The following is a 13112-nucleotide window of genomic DNA, read 5'->3' as shown; positions in this document are numbered from 1 at the left end:
TCACACCATGTCCTTGTTCGTCAGCCATCGGAGAGTCGGCCACCCACAGAAGACCGGCAGCCAACACGTGAGCACGCGATAGAGCAGCACCGACGGGACAGCGACGCTCGCGGGGAGTCCGAACGCCGCGAGCCCGCCGATCAGGGCGGCCTCCACGGCGCCGACGCCACCGGGTGTGGGCGCTGCCGATGCGAGGGTTCCGCCGATCATCGTCACGACGGTGACGGTGACGAACGTGGTGCCGCCGCCGAACGCTTCCACGCTCGCCCACAGGGCCAGTGCGGCGCCCAGAGTGGTTGCCGCACAGCCGAGGACGATGATCGCGAATCGTTTGGGGTCCTTGGCCAGATCTCCGAGTTCACCGAACACCTCCTTCAGCTGCGGGCGCACGGCATTGCGCAGCCAGCGCCGAAGCGTCGGGACGAACAGGACGGTGCCGAGGATGCCGAGGACGACACCCGCGATCAGGTAGAGCACCGTCGCGTCCGGTACGAAGTGCGCCAGGTCGGCCGATGTGCCTGCGGCGACGGAGAAGAAGACGAGCAACGAGACGTGCGTGATCACCTGGACCGATTGCTGCAGTGCCACAGCGGCGGTCGCACGTACCGCGCCGAGGCCGCCCTTCTGCAGAAAGCGGACGCTCAGCGCGAGGCCACCGACCCCGGCAGGCGTCGTCGTCGCGGCGAACGTGTTGGCCACCTGCATGATCGTGAGGTTCCGAAAGCTGACGAGTCCGGATGCGCACGCCCACAGTGCCGCGGCCGCACCGACGTACGTCAGCGCCGATACCGCGAGTCCGAGCAGTGCCCACCACCAGTTGGCAGTCTGCAACTCGGTGACGAAGGTCGGGACGGCGCTGATGAACGGGTAGGCGACGTACACGAGACCGATCAGCAGGACCAGTTGGATGATCTGGTTCCGGGTGAAGCGAGTGACCTGCTCGGTGGCGATCTTCTCGGTGCCGGTCTGCTTCACGACTTCGTCGCGTACCGACTTCATGATGCCCTTGCCGTCGGGGACGGACTCGAGCACGCGCGTGGGAATCGCGGTCTTGGTCAACCGCCCGGCTGCAGTGACGACGATGTCCTCGCCGAGGGTGTCGACGGCGATCCGGACTGCCCGCTCCTCACCGAAGAGCGCGGATGTCGAGATCAGAAGTTGCGCGACGTCGGACTGCATCTGCGCGTCCGATGCGCCCAGCTCGGCGCTGGAGAACCCGCCGAACAGGGCCGTGCCGTCGTCGTTGCGGAGCTCCGCGCTGCGCAGATCGCCGTGGGAGATCTGAACCTCGTGCAGTGTCTGGAGTCCGTTCCAGATGCTCGACGCCAACTCGTCGGGTGAGGTCTCGTCGACGGGGACGCCGCGGGGTGCGCTGTGGGCGTACAACGCCCATCCTCGGTCGAGTGCCGACACGGCCAGAGGCCTGCTGCTGGCGACGCCGAGGTCGCCGATGGCGATGCCCATCAGTGCGCGGTGTTCGACGGCTCGGCGCATCGACGCGTGCAGAGGCGCGCTCTCGCTGTTACGGAACGACAGCCATCGCCACACCTGCCGGAGGGCTCCCCCGCTGCGCTGGTTCTGCCCGTACATCTCGACGATGATCTCCGGCTCCGGTCCTTCCGCTGCCGCCGAGAGAACCAGCGGGCCTGGCCCCGCAGGCTTCAGTACTTCCAGCGAGATGACGGTGTGACCGCGTTTGGCGAGGAGCCGGACGGCGGCGTCGAGCGGAACCTCGAGCGCAGGCGTGCCGACGACGAGAACGATCAGTGCGCCGACCAACCACCCGACGGACAGACCGAGCATCGACCGAGCCGGCACGACGGTACTGACGAACAGGTGGATCGGCACGAAGGCGAGCAGCAGGAACCACCACACCCGACGCCACCGCGCGGGTAGCCACGGGCCGGACACCGTGAGGACGGCAGCCAGCATCGCGATCCAACGGGAGTCGTCGAGGAACTGGGACAGGAAGGTGTCGAGACGGTCCGGTACGTCGAGGTGCCAGTCCGGGGTCGAGATACCGGTCCCGGTGATGGACAGGGACAGGCCCGCGATGAGTCCTGCCGCCGCATACCCCGCGAGGAGCTTCCATTTCCGTCCGGCGATCAACCCGATGAGGATGCCGAAGGGCAGTGCCAGAATCGCGACGCCGTACAGAAGGTAGACCAGATTCGACTGATCGGGGCTCAGTACACCCAGGATGTTCGACACCGACATCTCGAGGGCGTCCCACTGATTACGGGTGATGAGCGAGCCCGCGATGACCGTCGCGAGCAGCAGCACGGACAGCACCACACGCAGGATGTCGCTTGTCCGTCGGACGAGCGGTTGCAACAGACTCCCGGTGACCGGAATGTCCCGCCCGTCGACTCGCACGTGCGCCAACTTACCGTGGCGGTGCCGCCGACCGGCCGACTACCGCGCCAGGCGACGCACCAGCTCGTTACGAACAGCGGGCCATTCGGACTCGACGATGGAGAACACGACGGTGTCGCGCAGGGAGCCGTCGGGCATGCGTTGGTGGTTACGCAGGATGCCGTCCTGCTTGGCGCCGAGCCGTGCGATGGCGGTGCGTGATTGCAGGTTCATCCAATGGGTACGGAATTCGACTGCGATGCAGTGCATTTCCTCGAACGCATGAGTGAGCAGCAGCAATTTGCTCGCGGTGTTGGTTCCGCTGCGCTGAGCGGAGGCGGCGTTCCAGGTGGACCCGATCTCCAGTCGGCGGTTCGCGGCGTCGGCATTCATGTACGTCGTCATGCCGATGATCTGCCCCGTGTCGTTACGGCGCACCGTGAACGGCAGCATCGACTGGGCGTCGAGCAGGCCGAGTCGCCGATCGATCTCGGCGGCCATGTTCTCCGGCCTCGGCACCGAGGTGTACCAGAGGTTCCAGAGTTCACCGTCGCGAACGGCGTCGGAAAGTCCTTCGAGGTGGTCGTGGCTCAGCGGTTCGAGCGTCACGACGTCGTTGGTCAACGTCACCGGCTGCAGGAAAGTCACGCGGCCGACGATACGTCAGTGCGCTTGCGCGAGCGGGTGAGCAGCACGACCGCAGCGGCTGTCACCGCGACCAGCAGCGCAAGGACGACCACGACATCGTGGAATGCCGCCGCGTACTCGTGCGGATGGCCGGGAATCCCGGCCGCGGTGGCGTCGGCGACGGGGTTGTCGGGCATCGAGGCCGTGACGAACGCGGTGAGCGTCCACGCATAGCCGGCGACGAGCAGAGCCTCGCCGCCGATGCGGAACAGGTTGAGGACGCCCGCAGCCGTGCCGGTCTGCTCCGGGGGAACCGCCGCGAGAGCTTCTCCGTCGACCAAACCGATGGGCAGACCGAACCCCAGTCCGACGGCCACCATCGGCACCACGATCCACCACAGGGAAGCGTCGGGCCGCAGCGCGAGCATCCCGAGATCGCCCAGAACGAGAGCGGCGAGACTGACGCCGATGACCGTCTTCGGCGTGACCGACCCCGTCGTGATCAGCTTGGCCACGACGGCAGGTGCGAGCAGAACGGGGACCGTCATCGTCAGCATGAACAGGCCCGCGGACGTCGGATCCATCGATGTGATGCCGCTGAGTGCATTCGGCAGGTAGGTCAGGAGGGTGACGAATCCGATCGCGCCCGCGACGGGCACCAGGCACAGGCCGAGGAAGGTGCGGTTGCGTAGGAGGCCGACGTCGAGAATAGGGGCCGAGCCCACGCGTTCGGGCCGGACGCGCGGCAGTACGACCGTCCCCGCCAGCGCGACGATCAACACCGCTGCCTGCGCGAGAAAGACTCCTCGCCAGCCGATTCCGCCGACGAGGAAGCCGGAGATCGTGGGGCCGAGCGCAAGTCCGAGCCCGTTGACTGTGCCGAACGCGGCGAAAGCCGTTGCGCGGTCGGCACCGGTGTAGAGATGCGACAGGATCGATGTCGATCCGACGAGCACAGCCGCGGCGCCGATTCCGGCGAGAACCCGGGCGGCGTCGAGGATCTCCACCGAGGGAGCGGCGGCACTCACGATGCCGGCCAGGCCGGTCAGCGCGACACCGAGCCGAAACGAGATGTGGTGCCCGATGCGGTCCGACACTGCGCCCCACACAACCGTGAACAGCGCGAATGCGAGGTTGAACCCGTTGACGACCCAGTGCAGCGGACCGGGGGCGTCGCCGAGGTCGCCCGCGATGTCCGGTAGTGCGATGGCCGTTCCCGCGATCGACATAGGTACGACGAATTGCGCCGCGAGAACGACGACGAGAGTGTTCTTGGATTGCACCGGCTCCCCCTAGGTACGATGATTGCCGTACCAGACAAGCAGAAACAAAGGTACGGCGCAAGCCGTACCACTCACATAGGGAAGTGGGACCATGGACGAGAACGGGCACCCCGAGGTGTCGGAGATGGAACTGGGCAAAGTCATGTCCGCGTTGGCAGATCCGTTGCGGAGGAAGGTGATCACCGAGCTTGTCGGCGACGACGACGGCGCCGAGCGAACGTGTATGTCGTTCGATTTGGGCGTCACCAAATCGACTCTGACGCATCATTTTCGGGTTCTGCGCGAATCCGGGTTGGTGTTCCAGGTCGATCGGGGCAACAGTCGCAAGGTCACGCTGCGCAGGCCGGAACTGAACGAGCGGTTCCCCGGCCTGCTGGACCTCATCGCCAACGAGTCACCGTAAATCGGGTAGCACCGCGCGAGAGCACGCGTTAGCGTCGTCGACATGCACATCGCGATGATCGGCACGACGGCGCCGAGCCACATCTACCCTTCTCTCGGCCTGATCGCCGAGTTGGTGCGCCGCGGGCATCGGGTCACGTACGCCGTCGGTGAACAGCTGGCCGGGCTGGTCGAACCCCTTGGGGTGGAGGTGGTTTCGTTCTCCTCCATCCTCCCGCAGGGTGAGGACGACTGGCCGGACGACCCGGCGTCGGCGATGCACGTGTTCCTGGACGAGGCGCTGGAATCCTTCGCCGGATTGACGGCGTTCTACGACGAGGACCGCCCGGATCTGTTCCTGTACGACATCGGCGGTCTGGCGGCACCGGTGTTGGGTCGTCGCTACGACGTCAAGGCCGTCCAACTCTCACCCGCGATGGTCGCATGGGATGGATACGAGGACGATCTGTCCGAGATGCTCGGTCCACTACGAGCATCCGAGACGGGGCAGAAGTACCACGCCGCGTACTCGACATGGCTCACCGACAACGATATTCACGTCGACGCCTGGGACTGGATCTCCCATCCCGAACACGTTCTGTCGCTGATTCCGCGTGCGATGCAGCCCAATGCGGACCGGGTACCGGACCGGGTGCAGTTCGTCGGTCCGTGTCTCGATGCCGGGCGTCTTGCCGAGACAGGCTGGACGGCCCCGAATGCACGCGTTCTCTACATCTCGTTCGGTACGGGGTTCAACGAGCGGCCGGAGTTCTACCGCACTTGCATCGAGGCGTTCGGCAGAACGGACTGGCACGTGGTGATCTCCATCGGAAACCGTGTCGACGCAGCGGAATTAGGAGACGTGCCGTCGAACATCGAGATCCATGCGCGCGTTCCGCAGCTCGCGGTCCTGCGTGCCGCGTCGGTGTTCGTCACCCACGCAGGAATGGGCGGCTGCACGGAGGCACTGTGGTTCGAGGTCCCCACGGTCGCCATCCCGCAGGCGGTGGATCAGTTCGGAAACGCGTCGTTGCTCGAGGAACTCGGCGTCGGCGTCCAGCTCCAGAACGACGAGGTGACGGTGGAATCGCTGCGCAACGCCGTCGGGAAGGTCGCAGACTCCGCGGACATGCGCCGACGCCTCGCCGACATCGGTGCCGAGGTCCGCGGATGCGGTGGGATCGACAAGGCGGCCGATGCGGTCGAGGGGTCTAGTCCAGCGCGCTGACACTCATTCCGTAGGGCAGGAAACGCACCTTTCTCGTCGGGTCGGTGTTGTCCTTGTGTGCTCGCAGAGCGTCGAGTTCGGTGGCGAACACCTGGTCGATGGCAGCACCGTCGTCGGAGACGGTGTAGATGGTCCAGACGCCGTCGCCTTTGTCGCCGGTGGTCTCGGGCTCCGGAGCGGGCTTCCTCGTCGGCGCCGCCGCCTCACCGAAGAATGCACCCCATGGCCCGATCGCACCGGATTGGCCGATGATCTTGCCGACCTGGCCGACGACGTCACGCAGTCCGTCGCTCGCTTCCTTGGCGAAGCGATCGAAGTCTTCGGGGTCGATGTTGAACGGTCCGTTGTTGGTCATGTCTCCAGTGTGCGCCTGCTGCGGAGTTACTGCTGAAGCCGTGCACCGATCGTGTTGTGCAGGGCCCGGAGACTGTTCTGACCGAGGGTGACGGTCTGCGACTCGATGTGGCGCAGCAGGTGACCGTCGTCGAGGACCTTTTCGCTGGACTGGATCAGCACGGTGCCTGCGCCGGTGAAGTCGAACTGGCGTTCTTCACCACTGTTCGCGCCGAGGAATCCGCGCGCTGCGCCCAGAAAGTTCTGCATCCAGCCTGCGTCGAAGTGATGCGATGGCGACGGGCAGTCGGCCCATCCGACGAGAGCTTCCGGGTCGATGCGCAGTGGAGGTTCGGCGAACATGACCTGCCCGTTCGACGACGCCAGGAACTTGCCGGTACCCAGCAAGGTCAGGAATCCAGGAACGATCGACTGCTTCAGATCGAGGGTCGGCTCGAACGCCAGGAGGTTCGACGCCCGGATGGTCAGATTGCCGTTGTCGAGGTCGTAGGAGTTGATGTTGAAGCCGCGGTCGCCGAGGATCAGCTTGCCCTGACCCTGTGCGAGCACCCAGTCGTTCGAGTACAGCGGCGAGGAGAATCGCGCGGCGACGATGGCAGGCATCGACGTCTGGCCGAGCGGTTCGAAGCGCACGTTGCCGTAATAGGCGATCATTGCGCCCTTCGACGTGAACCAGGGCTGGCCGGCGAGTTCGACGCAGAAGGCATAGTCGTTGCCGGGGACGTTGTCGTTGACCGGGAGCGTGTGTGGGGTGTGGATCTCGAGGCTCATGTCAGCTCCTAGAACTTCTGCTCGGAGGCCTGGACCCAGACGGTCCCGAAGCCCGTCATCTTCAACTGGATGGCCTCGCCGCTGCCTTTACCGACTGCGTCACGCCATCCGACGTTGGCCGAGATGTCGACATCGATGTTGCCGATGTGACAGACGTACGCCTGGGGATCGACCACCACCTGGGGGTGCTCCGGCCCGACCTGCAGTGGAATGGCCCCGCCGTGAGACAGAACGGCAACGCTGCCCTGCCCGGTCAGCTGAGTGGTGAACAAGCCCTGGCCGGTCATCGCTCCTCGAACTGCTCCGCGCACACCACCCTGTGAGGTGAGCGCGACGATCGAGCTCTGGAGGTAACCGTCGTGCACCAGCAGTCGATCGGCTTCGACGGTCAGCATCGACGACCCGTCGAGGTGGATCACTTCGACGTACAGGCCCGCGTGGCCGTAGAAGACCTCACCCTGGCCTTCGGCCGCCATCATCGCGACGTGCTCGCCGGACATCATCCTCCCCGCCATCCCCGCCACGCCACCCATGGACGGCATGGCACCCGCCGATCCACCCATCGAGTGCGGGATGAAATGGACGTCGCCGGTGTAGTAGAGCATGGAACCCTTGCGCGCCAACACGTTCTGGCCCGGTGCGAGGGTCGACTTGACGACTTTGCTGTTGACGAGTTCCAGCGGCATGTCAGCGCTCCTCGGGCTGGATGTAGACGACGCCGTGGCCGTCGAAACGCAGCGAGAAGGCTTCGCCGCTGCCGCCTCCGATGGCGGATCGCCAGGTCACGTCCGTCACGAAGCTCTGGTTCAGCTGCCCGCGGTGGGCGACGAACGCGTCGGGATCGACGACGAGCGGGTACTGCGGGTCGACGGCCAGCGCGATGAGCGGCCCGCCCGCCGACAGCAGTGCGACCTGGCCGGTTCCGCTGACCACCGTCGTGAACAGTCCTTGGCCCGACGACGCTCCGCGGAGGCCGGAGAACTTGACCTCGGTCTTCAGCTGACCGGTGAGAGCCAGTAGCTGCGACGCTTCGACGTGCATGGAGTCACCGGAGATGTCGACGATGGTGACGTCCTGGGCGTCGACGGCAAAATAGACGGTGCCTTTACCGGAAACCTCCATCAGAGAGAGGGATTCGCCCGTCACCTTCTGCTTGAGCGCAGCGCGCAGACCTCCACCACCGCCCATTCCGGCGTTCTTGAAGGCGACGTCGCCCTCGTACGCGACCATCGATCCGGTGATCGCGCGCAGCGAGTCACCGTTCAGATTCGCGACGAGCACTCGGTGCCCGTTCAAAGTCAGCTGAGCCACGGGGGAACTATGCCACGCGCAGTTCCCCCGTGCCAGCTTTACCCGACGAGCGGCTTCAGGGTTTTACCTGCAAGTTCGACGACGCCGGGCTCGTGTCCATTGGTGACCAGATTGATGATGATTCCGTCGATACCGTGGTCGAGAACGCGCTTCTGGATCTGCCCGGCGATGTCGTCGGGAGTGCCGCAGAAGATGCGATCGGTGGCGGCCGCGGCATCGTCGTCGGACAGGTTGGACACGTCGACGCCGGTGGAGAGCAGGTAGTCGTTCCTCAGCTTCACTGCCTTGTCGCCGTCCTCGTCGATGATGACGAACGCGAGGAAGCTGGTTTCGAGATCCTTGGGATCGCGGTCCACCTCTTCGCAGCGCGCTTCGACGGCTGCGACCTTGCGCGGCAATTCGCTTGCGTTGCAGATGATGTTGAGGTGATCCGCGAACTGCGCCGCGAGACCGAACGTCTTCTTCTCGCCGCCGCCGCCGAGCATGATGGGCAGATCGTCGCGGATGCGAGGCTCGTTGATCGCGTTCTCGACCTGGTACCAGAGGCCGTCGAACGTCGGTCGCTGACCGCGAAGCATGGGTTCGATGATCTGGAGGGCTTCGTCGAGACGCTCGAAACGGTCCGTGAACGTGCCGAACTCGAGCCCGAAACTGGTGTGCTCCAGTTCGAACCAGCCCGCACCGATGCCGAGGATCGCGCGTCCGCCGCTGACGACGTCGAGCGTGGTGACGGTCTTGGCGAGTATTGCCGGGTTCCGGTAGGTGTTGCCGGTGACGAGGGCCGACAGCTGGATGGTCTCCGTGGCACTGGCCAGCCCCGAGAGGGCGGAGTACGCCTCGAGCATCGGCTCGTCCGGCTTGCCGATTCCGGGGAGTTGGTAGAAGTGGTCCATGACGAACGCGGTGTCGAATCCCGCGGCTTCTGCCTCGCGCGCCTGCGCGATGACCGTGGGGAACAGTTCCTTGACGGAACCTTCGTAGCTGAAATTGGGCATCTGGTAACCGAGACGAATAGTCACGTACTGAACGCTACTCCCGTCGGTGACGTATGCCACCTGGACGAGTTGACTATGCAAAGATATAGTCAGGCTAGCTAGGGTAAACCAAAGCCAGTCGAAGGGGTCTTGCCATGTCACACACATTCGGCCGCGACGCAGTCATCGTCGAAGCGGTCCGTACTCCGGTCGGTAAAGGCAAGGCCAGCGGGGCGCTGCACGGTGTGCATCCAGCCGATCTGCTGGCGCACAGCCTCCGGGCCGTCGTCGAACGAAGCGGGATCGACCCGGCGATGATCGACGACGTCATCACCGGGGCGGTCACACAGGTGGACGAACAAGCCTTCAACATCGCTCGGACGGCACTGCTGGCTGCCGGTTACCCCGAGTCCGTGCCCGGCACTACGGTGGACCGCCAATGTGGAAGCAGCCAGCAGGCAGTGCATTTCGCCGCGCAGGGTGTCATGTCCGGTGCGTACGACATCGTCGTTGCTGCCGGCGTCGAATCCATGGGACGTGTGCCGATGGGTTCCAACATCAGGCCGGGTTCCGATCCGCGAGGGATCGGCTTCAGCGAACGATACGCCGAAGGGCTTGTGGCGCAGGGTCACAGCGCCGAGCTGATCGCAGCGAAGTGGGGATTCGACCGGACCGCTCAGGACGAGTTCGCATTGAACAGTCATGCCAAGGCCTACGCCGCCGCCACCGGAGGCAGGTTTTCGAAAGAATTGGCACCCCTGGCGGAGTTGGATCACGACGAGATCATCCGTAGCGGCGGAACGCTGGAATCGATGGCTGCTCTACGGCCGGCATTCGTCGATGATGCAGTAGGTGAACGCTTCCCACAGATCGACTGGTCCGTCACCGCCGGGAACAGTAGTCCGCTCAGCGACGGCAGCGCCGCTTTGCTGATCACGACGAGCGAGATCGCCACGCGCTTGGGGTTGAAGCCTCTCGCGCGCCTGCACAGCGTCGCTGTCGTCGGATCCGATCCGTTGTACATGCTCACCGGCGTCATTCCAGCGACCGAGAAGGTGTTGAAGCGGGCGGGCCTGGGCCTGGCCGACATCGATCTGTTCGAGGTGAACGAGGCCTTCGCTTCGGTGGTTCTGGCATGGCAGAAGGAAACCGGTGCAGACTCGTCCCGGGTGAACGTCAACGGCGGAGCCATCGCGATCGGCCACCCACTCGGGGCAAGCGGAGCACGAATCACGACGACGTTGGTCAACGCCATGGAGCAGAACGATGCCCGATTCGGTCTGCAGACGATGTGCGAAGCAGGCGGGCTCGCGAACGCGACGATTCTGGAACGGGTCTGAAGCAGGTTTTCGCTGCAGAACACGTGCATCGGGTGAACAATCGGACCATGCCGACACTCGAACTCACAGGACCACCGTTCTCCGGATTCGCCGTCGACGACATGGAGGCGGCCCGAGCGTTCTACGCGGACACGCTCGGGCTGACCGTCGAGACAGGTGAGATGGGCATGCTCCACCTTCGCCTGAGCGACGCCGTCGAGATTCTGATCTACCCGCGGGAGCGGCACGAACCCGCGCCGTACACCATTCTCAACTTTCCGGTCGCGGACATCGACGCCGCCGTCGACGCGTTGACGGCCGAAGGAGTTGTCTTTCAGCAGTATCCGGACATGGGAACCGACGAGAAGGGGATCTTCCGCCACGGCGGACCGCTGATCGCCTGGTTCACCGACCCGTCCGGCAACATCCTGTCCGTGTTGCAGGCGTGAACACTGCGGGTGCGAATCAGGCGGTGGGGGTTCCCAGCTCGAGCGTCACGGGTTGCTCCTGACGAATACCCTGCTCGGTCACCCACTCGAGACGCATCGTCTCCCCCGGCCTGCGCCCGATCATCTCCGCCGACATGTCCTTCGAGGATCGAACAGGTCTGCCGTCGACGGAGACGATCACATCGCCGTCGGCCAGGCCGGTTCTCATTGCGGGAGAGTCGTTCCGAACAGACGTCACCGCAGCTCCCTGCGACGGGCCCGCCGAACGGAAAGCCGACACGTCCCGGATCGACACCCCGAGATACGGCGTCGGGCCGACGTGGACAGTCCCACCCGAGCGCCCGGTCCGCACCTGTTCGACGACGGCCATGGCGTCGTCGATCGGGATGGCGTACGCCTCCGGAGCTTGCGTGGCTCTGGCGTCGTCCGAGAGCCCGGCCGCGTCCACTCCGATGACGTCTCCCCATGCGTCGACGAGCGGTCCGCCCGAGTCGCCGGCGCGAACGTCGGCGTCGATCTGAATCATCCCGGTCAGCTCGTTGCTGGTTCCGTCGACCGAGTTCTGCGCGGTGACAACCCGATCCAGTGCGACGATTCTCCCCGGCGCCGGGACGAGAACTCCGCCGCCTGCCGCATTCCCCACGGCTGTGACCGCGTCACCGACCGCGAGGTCCGCCGAGGACCCGATGGGCGCCGGCGGGAGATCCGACGCGGTCGCCAACTCCAGCACCGCAAGGTCACGGGACTTGTCGTAGCCCAGCACCGACGCGTCGTAGATCAGGCCGTTGCCCATGTGCACGGCAGTCACATCCGTCGCCTGTTCGACGACGTGGAAGTTCGTCAGAACCAACCCGTCCGCGCCGACGACGAATCCCGTTCCGGCCACTCCGTACGTGCCGAACTCGGCGGAGATCGTGACCACCGTCGGATCCACGCGGGCGGACAACTGCCCCGGTGTGAGCGGGGGCCCCGCGGGCGCTGGTGGTGGTGCCGGAGGCAACGCAACCGGAGGCTGAACAGCGTCGAACCCACCCGGCGCCAGCTGGGGTGCCAGCGCCGTCGCCGCGAGCGTCAGCACCACCACGGTCACCGCCCGACCAGCTGCCTGCATAGCCTCCGATTATGGCCGCCCGTCGACGAAAATGCGCCTGTCTCAGCAGCTGCATTCTGCTACTGCCGGTCTGGTAGACCCACTGCTTGCTGGAACAGCACTGCTGCCCGCCAGGCTCGACTCGCTGACTGTACTGGCCGCCGCTCCGCCCGTATGCTCTTACGCCTCGAACTGCGCCCCCGTTCGTTCGGCCTTGCTGTTGCGGGCATGGCTGTGCGCGGCACACGCGGAGCGTGGGTGTCGCTGGCAGCCTGCTGGTGGTCATCGACCTGGTGGTGGGTCCTGTTCCGGTGGGCTCGCTTCAGGGGTCCTTGGTGTGGGGGTGCTTGGTGTTGGGGTGCTCGGTGTGGGGGTGCTCGGTGTGGGTGGGTGTGTGGGTTGTCCGTCCTGGGGTCGGATGGTGCCGTTTCGAGTGGTGCCGGTCGTGTCGGTGATGCGGGTGGTGTGGGTCGTGTGGTTTTCGAGTCCGGGTAGGGGTGTGTCGGAGGAGACGATGTACTCCCCCGGGTGGTGGAAGTGATTGACCCGCCCGCGGCGCTGGGGGTCGACCGAGACCGGTGAATGCCACAGTGTCCGCCCGGGATAGGGGTGATCGGGTCCGGCTTTCGTCGTCGCCCACTCGTTGTCTCCCGGCCCGACCAGTGGGTGGTGGATATCGCAGCCGAATGTCAGATCCCCGATGTCGGTGCGCCCGCCCTGCGCCCATTCTTCGATGTGGTGGGTTTGCGATCGCGTCGCCGGACGGGTGCAGCCGGGGAAACTGCAGCCGCGGTCGGCGGCGATGAGCACGATGCGTTGATCAGCGGAGGCGAGTCGTTTGGTGCGGGCCAGGTGCAGGGGCCGGCCGTCGTCGTCGAAGAGCGCGAGGTACTGCTCCGCGTGGGAGGCCATTCGGATCGCATCACGCATCCGGATGGTGGTCCCGGCCGCGGTCACTGCATGCCCGGTA

Annotated in this window: 14 protein-coding genes; 4 read left to right on the top strand and 10 right to left on the bottom strand. The window is 65.4% G+C overall.

Features of this window, described 5'->3' with window-relative positions:
• Genes H292_RS0102975 through H292_RS0102965 form a run of 3 tightly spaced genes read right to left on the bottom strand, consistent with a single transcriptional unit; the run spans nt 1 to nt 4265 of the window.
• On the bottom strand, nt 1-2376 hold the full coding sequence (locus H292_RS0102975) for a lysylphosphatidylglycerol synthase transmembrane domain-containing protein (RefSeq protein ID WP_019665260.1): 2376 nt from the start codon (nt 2374-2376) through the stop codon (nt 1-3).
• A 39-nt stretch (nt 2377-2415) separates the two neighbouring features.
• A complete protein-coding gene (locus tag H292_RS0102970) occupies nt 2416-3003 on the bottom strand; it encodes a GNAT family N-acetyltransferase (RefSeq protein WP_020110372.1) in 588 nt (195 codons plus the stop codon).
• Complete coding sequence (locus tag H292_RS0102965; protein WP_020110371.1) at nt 3000-4265, bottom strand: MFS transporter; 1266 nt, start codon at nt 4263-4265, stop codon at nt 3000-3002. Before H292_RS0102965 ends, H292_RS0102970 begins: the two co-directional genes overlap by 4 nt.
• Before the next feature lie 91 nt (nt 4266-4356).
• On the opposite strand from H292_RS0102965, the gene H292_RS0102960 reads away from it, so the two are divergent.
• Together H292_RS0102960 and H292_RS0102955 are read left to right on the top strand one after the other, a co-directional pair.
• Nucleotides 4357-4668: an ArsR/SmtB family transcription factor gene (locus H292_RS0102960; RefSeq protein ID WP_020110370.1), complete on the top strand. Its 312-nt coding sequence runs from the start codon at nt 4357-4359 to the stop codon at nt 4666-4668.
• A gap of 42 nt (nt 4669-4710) precedes the next feature.
• Nucleotides 4711-5874 (top strand): macrolide family glycosyltransferase, encoded by a 1164-nt coding sequence (locus tag H292_RS0102955; RefSeq protein WP_020110369.1) that lies wholly within the window; start codon nt 4711-4713, stop codon nt 5872-5874.
• Here H292_RS0102955 and H292_RS0102950 read toward each other — a convergent pair.
• Genes H292_RS0102950 through H292_RS0102930 form a run of 5 tightly spaced genes read right to left on the bottom strand, consistent with a single transcriptional unit; the run spans nt 5858 to nt 9329 of the window.
• On the bottom strand, nt 5858-6229 hold the full coding sequence (locus H292_RS0102950; protein ID WP_020110368.1) for a hypothetical protein: 372 nt from the start codon (nt 6227-6229) through the stop codon (nt 5858-5860). The genes H292_RS0102955 and H292_RS0102950 overlap by 17 nt on opposite strands.
• A gap of 26 nt (nt 6230-6255) precedes the next feature.
• Nucleotides 6256-6999, bottom strand: a complete 744-nt coding sequence (locus H292_RS0102945; protein ID WP_019665266.1) for an AIM24 family protein — start codon at nt 6997-6999, stop codon at nt 6256-6258.
• Between the two features lie 8 nt (nt 7000-7007).
• Nucleotides 7008-7685: an AIM24 family protein gene (locus H292_RS0102940; protein WP_020110367.1), complete on the bottom strand. Its 678-nt coding sequence runs from the start codon at nt 7683-7685 to the stop codon at nt 7008-7010.
• Between the two features lies 1 nt (nt 7686).
• Nucleotides 7687-8310, bottom strand: a complete 624-nt coding sequence (locus H292_RS0102935; protein ID WP_371828038.1) for an AIM24 family protein — start codon at nt 8308-8310, stop codon at nt 7687-7689.
• Between the two features lie 38 nt (nt 8311-8348).
• Nucleotides 8349-9329, bottom strand: a complete 981-nt coding sequence (locus H292_RS0102930) for an LLM class F420-dependent oxidoreductase (protein ID WP_026347813.1) — start codon at nt 9327-9329, stop codon at nt 8349-8351.
• A 110-nt stretch (nt 9330-9439) separates the two neighbouring features.
• Between H292_RS0102930 and H292_RS0102925 the strand changes: the two genes are divergently transcribed.
• The gene (locus H292_RS0102925; protein WP_020110365.1) at nt 9440-10624 is read left to right on the top strand and encodes a thiolase family protein; all 1185 of its coding nucleotides are present in this window, start codon (nt 9440-9442) and stop codon (nt 10622-10624) included.
• A gap of 47 nt (nt 10625-10671) precedes the next feature.
• A complete protein-coding gene (locus H292_RS0102920) occupies nt 10672-11052 on the top strand; it encodes a VOC family protein (RefSeq protein ID WP_020110364.1) in 381 nt (126 codons plus the stop codon).
• A gap of 16 nt (nt 11053-11068) precedes the next feature.
• Here the strand turns inward: H292_RS0102920 and H292_RS0102915 are convergent, their stop codons facing one another.
• Together H292_RS0102915 and H292_RS27795 are read right to left on the bottom strand one after the other, a co-directional pair.
• A complete protein-coding gene (locus tag H292_RS0102915; protein ID WP_020110363.1) occupies nt 11069-12163 on the bottom strand; it encodes a S1C family serine protease in 1095 nt (364 codons plus the stop codon).
• 261 nt (nt 12164-12424) lie between these two features.
• The coding region (locus H292_RS27795; protein WP_155949752.1) for an HNH endonuclease signature motif containing protein at nt 12425-13112 on the bottom strand (688 nt) is incomplete at its 5' end.

This window comes from Rhodococcus sp. 114MFTsu3.1 (genome assembly GCF_000383555.1).
GTDB classification, from domain to species: domain Bacteria; phylum Actinomycetota; class Actinomycetes; order Mycobacteriales; family Mycobacteriaceae; genus Rhodococcoides; species Rhodococcoides fascians_E.
The sequence above is the reverse complement of the archived record's forward strand: the minus strand, read 5'-3'. Positions and strand labels throughout refer to the sequence as shown.

What these genes read in the sequence shown, in the direction of transcription:
- H292_RS0102925 (WP_020110365.1), top strand. Translation starts at nt 9,440, where the DNA reads ATGTCACACACATTCGGCCGCGACGCAGTCATCGTCGAAGCGGTCCGT.
- H292_RS0102915 (WP_020110363.1), bottom strand. Translation starts at nt 12,163, where the DNA reads ATGCAGGCAGCTGGTCGGGCGGTGACCGTGGTGGTGCTGACGCTCGCG.
- H292_RS0102950 (WP_020110368.1), bottom strand. Translation starts at nt 6,229, where the DNA reads ATGACCAACAACGGACCGTTCAACATCGACCCCGAAGACTTCGATCGC.
- H292_RS0102955 (WP_020110369.1), top strand. Translation starts at nt 4,711, where the DNA reads ATGCACATCGCGATGATCGGCACGACGGCGCCGAGCCACATCTACCCT.
- H292_RS0102940 (WP_020110367.1), bottom strand. Translation starts at nt 7,685, where the DNA reads ATGCCGCTGGAACTCGTCAACAGCAAAGTCGTCAAGTCGACCCTCGCA.
- H292_RS0102920 (WP_020110364.1), top strand. Translation starts at nt 10,672, where the DNA reads ATGCCGACACTCGAACTCACAGGACCACCGTTCTCCGGATTCGCCGTC.
- H292_RS0102960 (WP_020110370.1), top strand. Translation starts at nt 4,357, where the DNA reads ATGGACGAGAACGGGCACCCCGAGGTGTCGGAGATGGAACTGGGCAAA.
- H292_RS0102945 (WP_019665266.1), bottom strand. Translation starts at nt 6,999, where the DNA reads ATGAGCCTCGAGATCCACACCCCACACACGCTCCCGGTCAACGACAAC.